Annotated in this window: 13 protein-coding genes; 8 read left to right on the plus strand and 5 right to left on the minus strand. The window is 47.2% G+C overall.

Annotation, left to right across the window (positions count from 1 at the left end; genetic code table 11):
- Both PN462_RS15630 and PN462_RS15635 read left to right on the plus strand, forming a co-directional pair.
- The coding region (locus PN462_RS15630) for a transposase (RefSeq protein ID WP_272129649.1) at window positions 1–286 on the plus strand (286 nt) is incomplete at its 5' end.
- 75 nt (window positions 287–361) lie between these two features.
- Window positions 362–943, plus strand: coding sequence for a DUF2808 domain-containing protein (locus PN462_RS15635; RefSeq protein ID WP_272129652.1), 582 nt, complete (start codon window positions 362–364; stop codon window positions 941–943).
- A gap of 111 nt (window positions 944–1054) precedes the next feature.
- Here PN462_RS15635 and PN462_RS15640 read toward each other — a convergent pair whose 3' ends face one another.
- The 4 genes from PN462_RS15640 to PN462_RS15655 all read right to left on the minus strand — a co-directional run bounded on the left by PN462_RS15640 (window position 1055) and on the right by PN462_RS15655 (window position 4710).
- Window positions 1055–1234, minus strand: a complete 180-nt coding sequence (locus tag PN462_RS15640) for a hypothetical protein (RefSeq protein WP_272129654.1) — start codon at window positions 1232–1234, stop codon at window positions 1055–1057.
- Window positions 1235–1478: 244 nt separating this feature from the next.
- The gene (locus tag PN462_RS15645) at window positions 1479–2585 is read right to left on the minus strand and encodes a patatin-like phospholipase family protein (protein WP_272129657.1); all 1107 of its coding nucleotides are present in this window, start codon (window positions 2583–2585) and stop codon (window positions 1479–1481) included.
- A 49-nt stretch (window positions 2586–2634) separates the two neighbouring features.
- Window positions 2635–3567, minus strand: coding sequence for a ribonuclease III domain-containing protein (locus PN462_RS15650; protein ID WP_272129658.1), 933 nt, complete (start codon window positions 3565–3567; stop codon window positions 2635–2637).
- Between the two features lie 174 nt (window positions 3568–3741).
- Window positions 3742–4710: a hypothetical protein gene (locus PN462_RS15655; RefSeq protein WP_272129660.1), complete on the minus strand. Its 969-nt coding sequence runs from the start codon at window positions 4708–4710 to the stop codon at window positions 3742–3744.
- 145 nt (window positions 4711–4855) lie between these two features.
- Between PN462_RS15655 and PN462_RS15660 the strand changes: the two genes are divergently transcribed.
- From PN462_RS15660 to PN462_RS15680, 5 genes are all read left to right on the plus strand, one after another.
- Window positions 4856–5215 carry an NAD(P)H-quinone oxidoreductase subunit M gene (locus tag PN462_RS15660; protein ID WP_272129661.1) on the plus strand — a complete coding sequence of 120 codons (360 nt, stop codon included), beginning with the start codon at window positions 4856–4858 and terminating at the stop codon, window positions 5213–5215.
- Window positions 5216–5443: 228 nt separating this feature from the next.
- Complete coding sequence (locus PN462_RS15665; RefSeq protein WP_272129663.1) at window positions 5444–5680, plus strand: DUF6737 family protein; 237 nt, start codon at window positions 5444–5446, stop codon at window positions 5678–5680.
- A gap of 122 nt (window positions 5681–5802) precedes the next feature.
- Entirely contained in the window at window positions 5803–8037 is a 2235-nt protein-coding gene (locus tag PN462_RS15670; RefSeq protein ID WP_272129665.1) for a protein phosphatase 2C domain-containing protein, read from the plus strand.
- Complete coding sequence (gene recJ / locus PN462_RS15675; protein WP_272129666.1) at window positions 8038–10122, plus strand: single-stranded-DNA-specific exonuclease RecJ; 2085 nt, start codon at window positions 8038–8040, stop codon at window positions 10120–10122.
- A gap of 136 nt (window positions 10123–10258) precedes the next feature.
- Complete coding sequence (locus tag PN462_RS15680; RefSeq protein WP_272129669.1) at window positions 10259–12316, plus strand: DNA phosphorothioation-associated putative methyltransferase; 2058 nt, start codon at window positions 10259–10261, stop codon at window positions 12314–12316.
- A 101-nt stretch (window positions 12317–12417) separates the two neighbouring features.
- Here the strand turns inward: PN462_RS15680 and PN462_RS15685 are convergent, their stop codons facing one another.
- A complete protein-coding gene (locus PN462_RS15685) occupies window positions 12418–14295 on the minus strand; it encodes an iron uptake porin (protein WP_272129671.1) in 1878 nt (625 codons plus the stop codon).
- A gap of 537 nt (window positions 14296–14832) precedes the next feature.
- On the opposite strand from PN462_RS15685, the gene PN462_RS15690 reads away from it, so the two are divergent.
- A partial coding sequence (locus tag PN462_RS15690; protein WP_272129673.1) for a HetZ-related protein 2 occupies window positions 14833–15889 on the plus strand: 1057 nt, incomplete at its 3' end.

Genomic DNA, 15889 nt, shown 5'->3' on the forward strand with positions numbered 1-15889 from the left:
GACAATTGCTGTTAACCCTGCTCATACCAGCCAACAATGCTCTAACTGTGGCGCAATTGTCAAAAAATCTCTATCGACTCGGACTCATGTTTGTCAATGTGGGTTCACTCTAGATAGAGACTGGAATGCTGCCATTAATATCCTGAAATTAGCCTTGAGTACGCTAGGGCATAGCGGAACTTGGGTCTTAGACCCGAACGCTTCACGAGATTCGACCTCTACTTTAGTTGGAGTGATCCTGCTAGGGCAAGTTGGGTCTATGAATGAAGAATCCACGTCCTTCTAGGGCGTGGAGTGTCAATCGTACAGTAAGGCTTCTGTCCCTTATTCGGCACGTTTAACAGGATTAAATAAGACTTCTATGGCATTCTCAAAACTTTCTAAATTCACTGCGTTAGCGAGTTTGGCCCTCGCGGGGACTGTCCTCACTGCAATCCCTACACTCACCTTCGCTCAAAGTAACTCTGGGATTACTATTTTTAGTGGGGTGAATAATCGTGAGGATATTCTCGATTATCATATTGATTTCCCCAACCCTAACACTCGCAGTCGCTACAAACTGCGCATTCCTGCCACTAAGCTGGAGTTAGGGGTCTCTCAGATTGTGATTTTGTATCCCGCTTATTATCGCGGTCGTTTAGATACCGATGAAATTACTGTAGGGTATGGGAGTGACTATCGGGAAGAAGCGGCCATTGAAGAAGTGGTGTTAGAAGAAAATGCGATCGTGTTACGGGAACAAGGGCGAGATCAACCCTATCACCGTTTACACATCTATTTATCAGAAACCATCGAGGCGGAAAATCAGGTACAAATTAAATTGGAAAATGTCCGTAACCCCCAATGGGGCGGCACGTTCTATTTTCATGCCCGTTTATTAAGTCCTGGGGATGTTCCCCTCCCTCGTTACGCCGGAACCTGGATTTTAACCCTTAATTACTAAATCTGGATTCGCCTATTCATAGTAATTCCAGTAGGGGCGCAAGCCTTGCGCCCCTAGTCAAATCAGGTTTTTTCAGAGTCAGGATTCCATCTCAATTGTAGTAAAGGAAATTTAAACAATTGACAAAGTGATCCAAACATCGTTGATCGCTTGGAGATCATAGTTAAATTGAGAAACATAATGATCTCGAATTTGGCGTATTTCTTCAAGACCTGCGATCGCTAAATCACGACTGGGACGTGCAGTGAGATAGCTAATAATAGAGGTTTCGATATAAACACTGGAAGACATAATCGCCTTTACGGGATGATGGATTTTGTGTATGTAGCATTATTTATATTCCATGTAAATAGTAGTTTTGTCGTTTTATAGATTGGGTGAAGTCCCCTTCGTAACCCAACACCTGCCAGTTTAACTTCACCCTAGCGCGAGGGGTTCACGTTTTCGAGAAGTGAGCCAAAAACTGGGCCAAACTGAGCCATTGAGGTATTGCCATTCCCTTACAATCGTTAGCATCTCTGGAAGATCAGTGATTTTACTGAACCCCACAAGCCTCTAAAAACTGCGCTACAGCTACTTTTACCCTTGGAGAGGAGGTTTGCTTTCCGTTGGCCTTTAACCTGCCATTTTGATAATAGCCCTCCGCTAACGCCATTAGCACATTCAGGTTATCCTGACTCGCATCATCAATATCTTCCGTGACTACGGGCGTTTTTCCCTTGAGTTTCTGCCGTAATTCACTGCGCAACATTGAGTCTAGCACTTCTTCTAAATAATCCGTTGATAACGTCGGTTGTAAGCGAAGATAGTGATGGGCGCATTGATCATTCAATGTCACTACTTGGCGAGTCACATAGTCACTAATATCAATGGGGGCATCTAACAGCACATCCACAATATGTAAGGCCCATTGAAATAAGCCCCAGTGTTTGGTTTGGTTATACGGATACCCTTGACTAGCCTCCCCTGTCCCCAGAGAGAGTAAGCGAATATCTTGGATATTGTAGCCTAGGCGCACGGCTGCCGCTAGCGCACAGGCGGAGGGGTTGTTGGCCCCGACTCCTCCATCAATGAGAGAGGCGGTTTTTCCGCCATAGGTGAGGGGATAGGCGGGGAAGAAGGTGGGGGCAGAGGCGGAACATAGGGCGGCTTCCCAGAGGGGGACATCGGCATACCATTTTTCGGTTTGCCAACTTTTGAAAATGACGGGTTCGCGGCTGAGGGTATCATAGGCGGTGGTGAGGAGTTTGGGGTGATCTGGCCCTAGTTGGCGGAGTGTGGTTTGGCCGAATTGTTGTTGTAAGACTTGTTTTAACCCCTCATGGGAGAATTTTGGGGCTGAGATGCCGTATTGAAAGACGAGGGGAAGTCGTTGGGGGGAGAAGTAGGAATAGGTCCCCCAGTAGGGAAAAATGGTTTGGCCTTGGTTGAGATAGAGGGAAATGAGTTCTTTGCCACTTTTCCTTAGTGCTATCCCTGATGCGAGAATTGAACCTGCGGATGTTCCGGCGATGAGATCGAAAAATTCGCTTAACGATTGTCCGGTTTTGGCTTCAATTTCGAGTTCAATTAAGGCTAAAAGTTGAGCAGATAGGACGGCTCGCATTCCACCACCGTCTAAGCTGAGAATTTTATAAACCATAGACTGTTAAGCTGTTGTGCATTTAAATGGGTATGGGATCTAGCTGTATTTAGCCCTCATCCATCAATTCATGGAAGCGATCGCGCCCCGCATCATAATCTTTGCTAGAATAACCTAAAACTGTGCGGATTATCCATTTCTGGGGCATTCCGTCTTTGAGAAGTTGACTCAAGGCCCCTTTTAAAATCTCCTCCTCCTCTAAAAATTCTTTCACCCACCAATCCCGCATCACTCGAAAGGCCGTGCGGTTATTTTGTTCATTGGCAATTAAATATTGTTCCCCTAAAAACTGTTTAAACCCCACCGCTTGATCATTCCCCAGTTGGATACTATGGTCTTTATATTGTTTAACTTCTGTTTTACTAATTAATTTACGCTGAAATTGACTCAAGCGTTTCACTTCCACTCCCGGCAAGAGATGATAAATATAATCAGTAGCAAGAGAACTTAATAAAGTATTGCCTAAAAACTTAATTTGTAACTCCGGTTCAGCCCGTTCTGGGGTATCTTTGAGATATTTTTGTAACAGGGGCATAATGAGATATTTTACCAACCAATTTCGCGCTTGAGAAAAGCCCCGATCATCATGAATTGCACCAACTAACGCTAAAAAGGCTTTTTCAAAGGGATTATTCTTCTTTTTCCGTAAAATTGCCCGTTCTTCTGTATTGACTAAAAAGGGATAAGATTCTCCTAACCCTAACTGAAACCAAGTTTTAGTTAACCGTTCCCTTTCCGTTAATTTAACCATTAATCCTTGATAATTACTGACTTGTAAATAGGGACAAGACTGATAAATATAATCCGCGATCGTAAATTTAAGAACATCTTCCCCTAGAAACGCCAAACGCTCATTACTTGCGGTTACATCTTCAATTTGTTTGGCATAAGAAATATCACTTAATGCGGCAAAGAGAACATAATAATCTTTAAAATTAATTCCAATTTGACTTTCAACGACTTCGGGTTTCCAATCTAGCATTTTTGTTCTTGGTTTTTTGTTGTTGTTTTTTTGTGAACAAGGGAACAGGGAACTCCGGAACAGGGAACAGATTCAACTATCAACTATCAACTCCCCCCTCTTCCCTTTGTGTTCTTTGTGTCTTTGTGGTTAACCCTTGAACTGTCAACTCACCCATTTCCCCATTATCCATTATTATTGTGCTGCCGCTTTCCGTTGGGCGACTTCACTGTTACGCTGATAGACTTCAACTCGTTCTTGGGCCTTGTCGTAGGAGGGATGGTCTGGGGGGACTAGGGCCATTAACTCAGACGCTTCTTGCCATTTAGAAGCCACATCCAGCCATTCTGTACGAGTTTGGGCAGTTTGTCCTTTTAAGGCCATTTGTTCCGCGAGACGAACCGCTTGGGCAAATGGGTCTTCGGTGGGAGAGAGAGAGGCCGGAGGAGAGGGGAGACTACTATTGTCCGAGGAAGCGGGTAATAAAACCGTTTGGGGAGGAGGAGAGGTATCTGGGGAAGTAGAGGGTGAGGCCACTGGACTGGCCGTGGGGGAGGGAGAGTTGGAGGATGAAGTGTTAGACGGAGAGGCCGAGGGAGAGGCGGCGTTTTGGTTGGAAACTAAGGAGTTGGAGAAGGGCAACAGCCAGAAATTATAGGCGAATACTCCGGCCACAAAACTGAGGAGACAGAGAAATAACACGCGGATATGACTCCGAGAGAGGAAGGGAGTGGAGGAAGCGGTGGGGAAAGAGACAGAGAGGGATTTTTCTTTCTCCTCGGTCTCCCATGGACGGGGTTTTCCGATTTTTTGGAAGAAATTGGGTTTGCGGAGTTTAATTTCTTCGGACCAGAGAAAGGGGTAGTCGGAGGTTTGGGCCCCGGCCCCTATCCAGACTAACTGTTGTTCTTGGGCCAAGCGACTCGAAATTTGTACACGACGTAAATTTCGGGGTTCAATCCCTTCTAAAATGTCTCGCAGTCGGGGGACTAATATCTCCCGTTCGAGAGATTTTTCTTCTTGGGCCTCACAGAGAACTTTGAGTATTCCTTTTTCTAACACGGCCCGAGTACGAACCCCAATATCCGCTAACCCCTCATTCATGACTTGAATAATGGCGGCGGTACTGCCTTGATGTGCTTGTTTTAGGATGTCATTCATCATACGCATCAATCCTTAAACCAGATGATCCCCGAAATGTGATAACACTTTAGCAAGAATCCGCGATCGCAAGTTGGGAATCGAGGAGATTAAGGTGGGCTTACCGTCATTTACAATTAAAAAAAACGTTAGACCGGAAAAAAGACTCATGCTTTTAAAATCTACGACTCGTCATGTCCGTATCTATACTGCGCAAGTCCAAGAGAGTGAACTTATCCCCAGTGATCATGTTTTAACCCTTGACATTGATCCAGACAATGAATTCAACTGGGATGAGGATGCCCTTCAGAAGGTGTACCGGAAGTTTGATGATTTAGTAGAAGCCTATAGCGGCGAGGAGTTACGGGAATATAACCTCCGTCGTATTGGTTCTGACTTAGAGCATTTTATTCGTTCCCTCCTGCAAAAGGGTGAAATTAGTTACAACTTGGAAGCACGAGTTCTAAATTATAGTATGGGACTCCCCCGTGTGGATACCCCAGAACGGGCAGAACAGTATTTGGGATAATGGAGATGGGGAAGATGGGGAAGATGGGGAAGATGGGGAAGATGGGGGAGATGGGGGAGATGGGGGAGATGGGGAAGATGGGGGAGAGGGAGGTTTAAACTATTCTCATTTCAATGCTCCTCTATCCCCTCTATCTCCTCTATCCCCTCTATCTCCTCTATCCCCTCTATCTCCCGACGCTCCCGACGCTCCCGACACTCCCGACGCTCCTAACTTTAAAATACCAGTATGTCAGAACCTTCAAAGAATTTTTGGGACTATAAACCAGGATGGTGTCAACCTTGGTCAATTTTATTGACGGGAGGGGGAATTATTCTGGGGAGTTGGTTGGGGGTGAAAATTTGGTGGATTGCCACTCCCATCACTGGATTAGTATTGTTATGGTGGCTCTATTTTTTGATTCTTGTCCCATGGTCGTTTCGCCAATCCCAAATGGCTTCTCCTTCTGATCAGGACACTCCCTAGGGGAGGGGAGTGGGAAACCGGGGAGAGGGGGATTTACGTCCATTCTCGGATAGAATACAAGCCGGAGTAGCGATCGCGCTTTCACCAGAACCCAAACCGTCAACGGTAGCCAAGAAAATCTTATGACAACACCTGTGGTCCCGCTCCACTGTGCGGAATGTCAAGGAGCAAACCCCCAAGACAATAAATTTTGTCAGCATTGTAAAACTCCTTTGCTGCGACGTTACCTGTGGGTGATTGGCGAGGGAATTCAAGCCTATACGGTGGGGGATTTAATCAGCGATCGCTATTGGCTATTCTCCCCTCACATTGTACTAGACACCCAACCCTTCCTCCCCCCTCAGTTTCCACGGGACATTCCCGACAGTGTAGCCCCCTATCTCACTCTCTTTCCCCAACGTCTCCATATCCCCCAACTCTTTGGACAACTCTCGGACCCCTTAGAGGATATCTGGTTATTAGAATACGGCACATCCCTCAATCCCCGCTTATTTGTCCAAGGGCAAATCTTACCCCCCCTCAACTCCGTCTGGGCCCAAGCGGACCCATTACGACAATTAAACTGGTTGTGGCAAATGGCCAACCTCTGGCAACCCTTACAAAGTGCCGGAGTCGCCTCTAGCTTAACCGATCCCTCCCTGCTGCGGGTTCAGGGGGCCATCCTGAAAATTTTAGAACTTCAGCGCGATCGCGAAACCGTCTCCCTCAGACAACTGGGCCTCCTCTGGTCCCAATGGATCCCCGGCGCATCCCCCATCATTCAACCCTTTCTCCGGCAACTCTGCCAACAATTAGCCACCGAAAAAATCACCACCGCCGACCAACTGGTTGATCTCTTAGATTATGCCTTAGCCCAATGCGCCCCCACATTAGATCGGACCTACGACGTTTGCGCCCAAACCGATACCGGAAGTCTCCGCCATCATAACGAGGATGCCTGTCACCCCAACAGTGGCGACTGTCAGAGTTTTCTGGCCGGAGAACACGCCCTAGCCATTGTCTGTGACGGTATTGGCGGCCATGACGGCGGGGAAATAGCCTCCAATTTAGCCATTGATCGCCTCAAAACCACCGTTCAAGCCTTTTCCCAATCCCAAGAAGAACTCTCCCCCCAAGTCGTCAGCGAAACCCTAGAAAACGCCATCCTCGACGCAAACGACCAAATTAGTCAACGCAACGACAGCGAAAAACGCCAACAACGGCAACGGATGGGGACAACCCTCGTCATGACTGTCGCCCAACAGCATCAAATGTATTTAGCCCATGTGGGAGATTCTCGCATTTATTGGATTAACCGAGAAGGCTGTCATCAAGTCACCCTCGATGATGATGTGGCCTCACGAGAAGTCCGTCTCGGCTATGCGTTATATCGAGATGCCGTATCCTTCCCCAGTGGGGGGGCATTAGTCCAAGCCTTGGGGATGAATTCCTCCTCTCGTCTCTATCCCACCATAGATCGCGTCATCCTTGATGATGATGGTGTCTTTCTTCTCTGTTCCGATGGATTAAGCGATAATGACCGAGTAGAACAATATTGGGAAACGGAAATTTTACCCATTCTCACCCAAGGGAAACCCGTGGGAGAAGCCGTCCACCGCCTCATGACTCTCGCCAACGAAAAAAACGGCCACGACAATATCACCGTCGCTTTAGTCCATTGTCAAGTCCAACCCCAAGCCAACAGTACCACCCCCCAGATCGACTTTCCTGAAGAAAAATTAGCCGCCTTAACCGCCGCAAGCCCCGCCACAGAACTCTCTAACGCCCCCACTACCTCACCGAAACTCGAAAAGCGATCCTCTCGTAAACCCTCTCTCTTTCTCCTCTCGTTACTGATTGTAGTGGGTCTCTTGGCCGGAATTACCGTCCTGTCTTTCTTTCTCTTTCCCAGTCTCCGTTATGAAGCCAACCGTTTATTAGGCAATACCAAAGTTACCTCCACCGCCCAAAATACGGGGACAGAGGCCACACCTACTGCTTCAGTCCGTTTAGACTGGGAAACGGTGGACGTGAATCAATATCTGCAAATTCAAGAGGCCATTACTCTCCAATCTACGCCCAACCCAGAAACCAGCGAAACCTTTTCTCTCCCGGCCCGGAGTATTCTGAAAGTTACCGAAAAACAAACCACCGCCAACCAAACCCAGTGGTTACAACTCGAACAATGTCTCCCCACTGTCACCGACTCCCCAGAAACTACCGCAGGCGGCCCCACCCTTCCCCCTCCTCCTCCTCCCAGTCTCGATAAGAGTAACCCCGACAAAGAAAGACCCGCCTCTCTCGGTTGGCTCTCCCTGGACGCTAACCCAGATGTTAAAATCACTCTACTATCGGCTGATGATGTTCAGTGTGAATAAATGTCTGTACCTCTCCCCGAAGGGCGGTGGCATATTGCCCCCTCTGACTCTACCCAATACCAACCTCTTATCCAAACGACAGGGCTTTCGTCGCTACTGGCCCAAGTGTTACTCAACCGGGGAATTACTACACCCGCAGCAGCCCAAGTTTTTATTAACCCAGAATCGACTACCCTTCCTTCTCCCCGTGAGGAGTTTCCCGATTTAGACAAGGCAGTAGAGTTAATTTTAGAGGCGATTGAGGAAGGGGATGCGATCGCTATTTGTGGAGACTACGATGCCGATGGCATGACCAGTACAGCATTATTAATCCGCGCCCTCCGCCATTTTGGGGCCATCGTCGATTATGCCATCCCCAGTCGCATGAAAGACGGCTACGGCATCAATGAACGCATGGTGACAGAATTGGCCGAAATGGGAGTCGGGTTAATTATTACCGTCGATAACGGCATCGCCGCCCATCAACCCATCACCCTAGCCGTAGAATTAGGATTAAGCGTCATTCTCACGGACCACCACAACATCCCCCCCCAAGGGCCACCTCCGGCTGATGCTATCCTCAACCCCAAACTCATCCCCGACACCTCCCCCTATCACAGTTTAGCCGGAGTCGGAGTCGCCTACGTTTTAGCGGTCACAGTGGGGCAGAAATTAGGGCAATTAAGCGGCTTAACCCACTCCCTGCTAGATTTATTCACATTAGGAACAATCGCCGATTTAGCCCCCCTTGTCGGGGTAAACCGACGCTGGTTAAAACGGGGCCTGAAAAACCTTTCTCAGTCCGACATTGCCGGGGTAAAAGCCCTCATGCAATTAGCGGGCGTAAATGACTCTAAAAAGCCCGTCAAACCCGATGCCATTGGTTTCCGTCTCGGTCCCCGTATTAACGCCATTGGCCGCCTCAGTGATCCCCCTGTGGTTATTGAATTATTAACCACCGATGATGAAGGGATAGCCCTAGAAAAGGCTATGGTTTGTGAACAAACCAACCAAAAACGGCAAGACCTTTGTAAACAAATTGAAGAAGAAGCCCTCCAACAAATTGAAGCCGGGAAAGTTAACTGGCAAGAAGACCGAGTTTTAGTTATTTATCAAAGCAGTTGGCATCACGGGGTAATTGGCATTGTGGCTTCTCGTTTAAAGGATAGATATGGCGCACCTGTCTTTATTTGTACCGATGAAGAAGGAGAGGAGAATATTCGGGGGTCAGCCAGAGGTATTCCGGAATTTAATGTGGCGGATGCTTTAAATTATGCCGATGAGGTGTTAATTAAACATGGGGGACACAAGGCCGCCGGAGGGTTTAGTTTAGCTAAAGAAAATTTAGATGATTTTCGTTTAAAATTAAGTGAATTTGCCCATCAATGTGTTGCCCCAGAACATTTAAAACCTTTAATTGCTATTGATGCCCAAGCCGACTTTTCCCAACTTAATTTTAATTTATACGACCAAATCGAAAGTTTACAACCTTGGGGCATTGAAAATGATCCGCCTATTTTTTGGACACCGGATGTTAGGATATTAGAACAACAACCCACCAAAGGCAATCATTTAAAAGTAAAACTGGGGCAAACTATTGGGGAAGATGTGCTGGCAATTGGGGCTATAGCATGGCGTTGGGGTGAATATTTTCCATTACCGAATAAGGTTGATATTGCCTATAAATTAATTGAAAATCAGTGGAATGGGGAAAGTAAACTCGAATTAGAATTAGTTGGCATTCGTCCAGCAACTAACAGTGACACAGATGTTCAAGATGTTAAAGAGATAGAAACCACTTCAGAAACGCCAAATAATAATTTAGATCAGCAAAATAATTCTAATTCTATTCCCTCGTCTCCTCCTCAACCTAAACCTAAAAAAGCTCAATTTTATCACAATAATAGAGTTTACACCTGTAGTTTACAAAATTCGCTCAACGAACTACGAATTCGTAATGATCAGAATAAAGTCCTTGCTGTCACCCGTGGCCAGAGGCGAGGACTGTTAGGAGAAAGCCGAGACACCGCCCAAGAAGTAGATGTTACACAACCCAAATTTTACACCCTCATTAAAGCCGCCCTATCTGCATTAGGAATTAATTAAAAATTAGTAATTAGCAATTAAAATTTAGCAATTAATACTTAATATACTTAATACTTAAAAAATTAGCAATTTATCATTGGGTCACTTCTTCCATTATTTATTATTCATTACCCATTATCCATTATCCATTATCCAAATGACACTGACGACTGACCAATTTCAAACCATAGTCAACCGATGTCAAAATAGCCCCGTTGGGAAACAACTGCCCAACGCCCTTTATATTCATAAAACTGCCCTATCGGCCTTAGACCCACTCCTACAAGAGTACGAACAAAAAGCCCGTCAAAGCAACCCCCAAATTGAAAACGCTACCCTCGTTAAATTCAACACCGAACAACCCACCATTTCCTATCTCTTTTATCCCGACTTCGACACGGACCCCCACCCTGCCCTCGATGCCAGTATTCAAGTTAACCTACACAGCCTAGAAGTCCGGTATCGAGACTATAGTACCTCTGATAACCCTCCCATCCTCCACCGCAAAGAAACCTTTGTCTTGCCCGACTATCCCCAGTATGAAACCTTCGCCCATCTCACCCACATCGAAGACGCATTAGGACTATTAAATAACTCTCGCTTCATTGGGACTCGACGGGAATGGCAACAAAGACTCGACTTTCACGGGGTTCAACTCCACGGCCACAACCTCCACCAAAACCAAGAACAAATTAAAACTCCTCCTATCCGCATTGAACGCCACAAGGCGGCTATGGTGCGTAAAGCCTTATCCCGTCCCGTTCGCGCTGCCTTAGAAGCGGAGTTATTTACCCCGGAAACGACGTTTTTTGACTACGGTTGCGGGTATGGGGGGGATATGGAACGCATTGCCGCCAAAGGTTATGCGTCGAACGGGTGGGACCCCTATTATTTGCCCAACACGCCTTTGCTAGAGGCGGATATTGTTAATTTGGGCTATATCATTAACGTCATTGAAGACTTGGCGGAACGACGGGAAGCGTTGGTGAAAGCCTGGGAGTTGACGAAACGGGTGTTAGTGGTGGCGGCCCAAGTTCTTATCCATGATAACCAGGCCGGACAGTTGGCCTATGGAGATGGGGTTATTACTCGTCGGAATACTTTTCAGAAGTATTACGAACAGGAGGAGTTAAAGGGTTATATTGACCAGGTATTGGAGGTGGATGCTATTCCTGTGGCTTTGGGGATTTATTTTATTTTTCGGGATACGGAAGTGGCGGAAACGTTCCGGGCCTCTCGCTTTCAGTCTCGCGCTACAACTCCCCGTGTCTGTCGCAAGGTGCGACAGTTTGAGGACTATGAGGAGATGTTACAGCCTGTGATGGATTTTATTACGAAACGAGGCCGACTTCCGGTTAAGGGGGAGTTACCCCAAGAGGCGGAAATTTTAGAGGAGTTCCATACCTATCGACAGGCATATAAGTTAATTTTAGAGGCGACGGATGAGGAAGACTGGGAGGCGATCGCAGATCAACGCCGAGAAGACCTAAAATTGTATTTAGCCCTGACTCGCTTTGGGGAACGGCCCCGCGCTAGAAATTTCTCCAAACCCGTCAAACAGGACTTTAAAGCCTTATTCGGCAGTTATAAAAAAGCCTGTCTCTTTGCGGATATGATGTTAATGACCGTGGGAGATTTAGAATATATTGCTGATCTCTGTGATGAGAGTCCTGTGGGTCAACGACGCAATAATTCTTTCTGGGTGCATATTAACGCTTTGGAAACCCTCGACCCCCTCATCCGACTCTACGAAGGGTGTGCGAGTCGGACTATTGGTCGGTTAGACGAAGTAACGGTGATTAAATTCCACCTCAATAAACCTTGTATTTCTTATCTCTATTATCCCAACTTCGACAATGAGCCGCACCCGGCATTTCACACCGGAATGCGGATTGATCTCCGCGACTTGGATGTTTATTACTGGGAGGCCAACCCCCATAACCCCCCAGTCCTCCACGAAAAAGAGAAATTAGTGACTCCGGACTATCCTAACTATGACCAACTGGTGAGACTCACGAAACAGGAGAGAGACTGGGGGTTATTGGATGATATGTCCAGTATTCGGAAACGTCGGGGGTGGTTACGCTGTTTAGAGGAGCATTGTGCGATGATTAAGTATAATCGTCTCTGTTGGCGAAAAGATTGTGATCCCTATAAGTTAAAGCTGGTACAAGCAGAAGTGAGAAAACGTAAAGCGAGGAAAATTGAGGATTAACCAACAACAAACCAACAAACAAGAGGAGAGACAAGGTTGAACCCTGTCTCTCCTCTCTTTAATTTAAGCTAAGTCGTCTTGTGGTTTTTGAACAGACTTGCTTAGAATTTGAGCTTCGTGCGGAGCATACCAACCCAGATGGAATCGTTACCAGCATTTCCATTGGGGTTAAAGACGGCATAAGCCCCAGGTGCAAGCTCGATGTTATCGGTGATGGGAAAACGATACTCTAAACTAGCAAGGTAAGAGGAATCTTGGTCACTCGGCCCACCTTCTACAGACACTTTAGGCAGTTGACTGATGCCAGTCACTAAGACAGCCCCTTCTTTCCCTAAGTCAGGCAGGGCAAGGTTGACACCCCAACTCCAGTAGTCAGCTTCCCGACCAAAACGAGGAGAGTTTTCATCAACAGAGAGGGCGTTACCGTAGCCAATATAACCACTGAGGTTGAAGGTGTCAGAGATATCAACGCTGCCTTGGAAGCCTAACACATTGGCTGTCCCTGCGCTGGAGTACAGTTCACCATTACCATTGACATAGACGAAGGGAGCTTGACCTAAGAGACTAGCACTTGCTCCACCCGCAAAAGGTGTGGTTTCCCCTAAGCTGGTGCCATCAACTAAGTCACCACCTTTTTCAAAGAGGTGAGCATAGCTGAGGGCGAAGCGGAAACGGTCGAAGTTCATGTTCAACTGAACGGGAAGAACATACTCTCCGCCGAATAAGCCAAGAGACGCATCTTCTCCATCATCAGCTAGGTAAGCTACGTCAAGACCAAAGTTCTCGTTGAATTTAATGTTGAAACCAATGGCTTGGTCGGTACTCCCTGCATCGTAGAACAGGTTGTTGTAGTAGTTAGCGAGGGCTAAGTTGTCCAGGGAGTAGGGGGCGGTGGACTCGGAATCTAGGATATCGTCGACAGACGCACCCCGTGCGATGATGTGGGCGCGGATATTATCGTTGATGGGGAATTGATACGCTAAATCATTGAGGACAACTTGGTTGTTATCATTATCCCCTAAGTTGCGGAGTAGTTGGGTGGTTCCTAATTGGGAGAAACCCAAACTGTTCATGTTGCTGGACTGTAAACGAGTCCGCAAGCGGTCAGTCCCGAAGAAGCTAGTATCAAAGTTCAGACGAGCGCGATAACCGAAGGTGATTTCGTCATCAGCGTCAGCCCGGAAGCTACCACCCGGAGTCACTGCGAGGCTGGGAGCGATGTTTTGCAGCGCCAGTACGTCACTGATTAAGTTGTCGGCTTGAGTGGTATTCGGAGAGACTTGAGTGGTAGAGAGATTGGCTAAAGCGGTATTCAGGGGAATGCCTTGCACCTGATTCACCCCAAACCCAGTTAACAGATCATCCAAGCGGTTGCCTGCGATAGGATTTGCAAGGTCTCCATTGGCCAGTTGACCAATGTTTAAGCCATCTAACCCAAAGGTGTAGGCTCTTTCATCTGCAACCGCAGAGGATAATTCACCAATGACTTCACCATTTAATTTGGTGGTGGTGGAGAATTGGTTGTCTTCGAGGAACGCAACACGCGCTTCTAAGTTGTCCACGCGAGTTCCCAAAGTGGCCAATTCAGCTTCAAATTCTTGTAAGAGACGACGAAGGGTTTCGAGGTCTTCACGGGTGGCGAATTCTGCTGTTGTTTCAGCAATGAGACGCTCAATTTGTTGTAAGCAGGCGTTTAAACCAGCAGCGAATTCGTAACGGCTCAAGGCGCGGTTGCCACGGTATGTGCCATCGGGATAACCTTTGAGACAATCGTAGCGACGAATCAGGTCATCTAGGGCTTGAAAAGCCCAGTCTCCGGGGGAAACATCGCTAAATTGGGTCGCTCCTGGAAACTGATTCATGGAGCTACCAGACCCTTCAGAACTGTAGTTGTCAATTTGCTGAAGGAGGTCGCTGTTAGAATTAGCGTTATCATTCCCAGAAACGGGATTGGCGACTGCATCACCGGATACAGCCATGAGAGCGCCGAGCGCTGCGGGTCCTGCTATTAAAGCCTTTCTAAAAATTTTAGACATCAATACTTCCTCACACTTAACCAAGGAACACGGAAATGGAGAAACTGAAATTTCGAGTGTTGTGATTCTAACCGCTTGGGCTACTAAACGTCCACCTGTATTCTCTGTTCTCAAGAGCCAGTTAAAATCTGGACTCTGGGTTGAGATAGTTCTATCGAACCTCCCTGAAACTGAGTTTAACCTAAGTTTTTTATTTTGGGGATAGTTTGAGCAAACTTTTAGATACCTTGGGAATGATGTTAGTGATTCTTGCGGATTCTGTCAAGTTATTTTTAGGGAGGCTAACCCTGATGAGGTGGGAGATTGCTGGAATGAGCAGGTTGGTTCACTGGGGCGGTTTCTCTGGCCTGTTGGGGAGAGATCACTGACAGTCGGAAAGGGCTATGGTGAAATGAAGGGGGGTTTCCCCGTTCATCGGACTCTTAATGGAGAGGTTGTCGTGCAAACTGTTATGTTAAGCAGGGGTTGGAGGAACAGATTGTGACTCAGCAATTCGTGAAGCAGTTGGAAAAACAGTGGGAGAGTCGTCTTGCCCAAGATTATCCCGATCGCGCTTTAGTCAGTCGCCAAAGTGTGGTGCGTTGGCTGTTGGGGGAGAATTTAGACCGTTTTACGACCCTGGATGACCGACAGCGTGCGATCGCGCAAAAAGCCATGGAATATCGCTATCGGATTCTGCGTCAACGCTATTTTGGTGTCAGTCCAGGGCGAGCTTATAAAAACTTAATGAACCGTTTGGGGTCTTTAGTTCTCCTGCGGAATAAAATTCGCACTTGGGTGGCCATGAGTCGAGACCGTCATCGGGCTGTGACGGATGTTTTGCAAGAGGTGATCCAAGAAATGCTCAACAGCGATCGCAATATTCAAAAAGCGATCGCTTGGATTCGCCAATGTACCGACGATCCCCAATTACGCAATACCCTCTTACTCACCAGTGTCGAAGAATACTGTATGCGGCCCATTCGCAATCAGCCCTTATTGGTGTATCGCTTTGTTAATTATCTCAAGCGATCGCAAAAAGGCGGCATGACTCAAGTCCCCCAACAAGAGCAGATCAAGATGATTTCCGAAGAAATCAGCTTAGACGAAGGGGACTCCCCCATCAGTTTATTCGACAGCGAAGCCGTCACTACCTACCAAGAAGACCAAGACAGCGAAGAACAACAAATCCTGCGGCACACAGTCCAACAGGAATTTGAGCAATATTTAGCCGAAACCCTTGATTCTCTCGCCGTGGACTGGTTACGGCTTTATCTTCAGGGATATAGCCAAGAAGCCATCTCTCAAACCCTCAATCTCCCCATCAAACAGGTGTATCGTCTCCGGGAAAAAATTAGTTATCACGCCATCAAAGTCTTTGCCCTCAAAGCGCGGCCCCAACTGGTAGCCAACTGGCTACAAACCTCCTTACAAGAGCATGATCTCGGCTTAACCCCCAGTCAATGGGCCAAATTTTGGCAACAACTCACCCCCAGCCAACAACAGATTGTCACGGCCTTAAAAGACGGGGAAGATATCGAAGCGATCGCGCGATCGC

This window comes from Spirulina sp. CS-785/01, from assembly GCF_028330525.1.
Classification (GTDB): Bacteria; Cyanobacteriota; Cyanobacteriia; order Cyanobacteriales; family Spirulinaceae; genus JAQMSD01.

Excerpts from the sequence above, each read along its gene's own strand:
- PN462_RS15635 (WP_272129652.1), top strand. The coding sequence starts at position 362 with ATGGCATTCTCAAAACTTTCTAAATTCACTGCGTTAGCGAGTTTGGCC.
- PN462_RS15640 (WP_272129654.1), bottom strand. The coding sequence starts at position 1,234 with ATGTCTTCCAGTGTTTATATCGAAACCTCTATTATTAGCTATCTCACT.
- PN462_RS15645 (WP_272129657.1), bottom strand. The coding sequence starts at position 2,585 with ATGGTTTATAAAATTCTCAGCTTAGACGGTGGTGGAATGCGAGCCGTC.
- PN462_RS15650 (WP_272129658.1), bottom strand. The coding sequence starts at position 3,567 with ATGCTAGATTGGAAACCCGAAGTCGTTGAAAGTCAAATTGGAATTAAT.
- PN462_RS15655 (WP_272129660.1), bottom strand. The coding sequence starts at position 4,710 with ATGATGAATGACATCCTAAAACAAGCACATCAAGGCAGTACCGCCGCC.
- PN462_RS15660 (WP_272129661.1), top strand. The coding sequence starts at position 4,856 with ATGCTTTTAAAATCTACGACTCGTCATGTCCGTATCTATACTGCGCAA.
- PN462_RS15665 (WP_272129663.1), top strand. The coding sequence starts at position 5,444 with ATGTCAGAACCTTCAAAGAATTTTTGGGACTATAAACCAGGATGGTGT.
- PN462_RS15670 (WP_272129665.1), top strand. The coding sequence starts at position 5,803 with ATGACAACACCTGTGGTCCCGCTCCACTGTGCGGAATGTCAAGGAGCA.
- recJ (WP_272129666.1), top strand. The coding sequence starts at position 8,038 with ATGTCTGTACCTCTCCCCGAAGGGCGGTGGCATATTGCCCCCTCTGAC.
- PN462_RS15680 (WP_272129669.1), top strand. The coding sequence starts at position 10,259 with ATGACACTGACGACTGACCAATTTCAAACCATAGTCAACCGATGTCAA.
- PN462_RS15685 (WP_272129671.1), bottom strand. The coding sequence starts at position 14,295 with ATGGCTGTATCCGGTGATGCAGTCGCCAATCCCGTTTCTGGGAATGAT.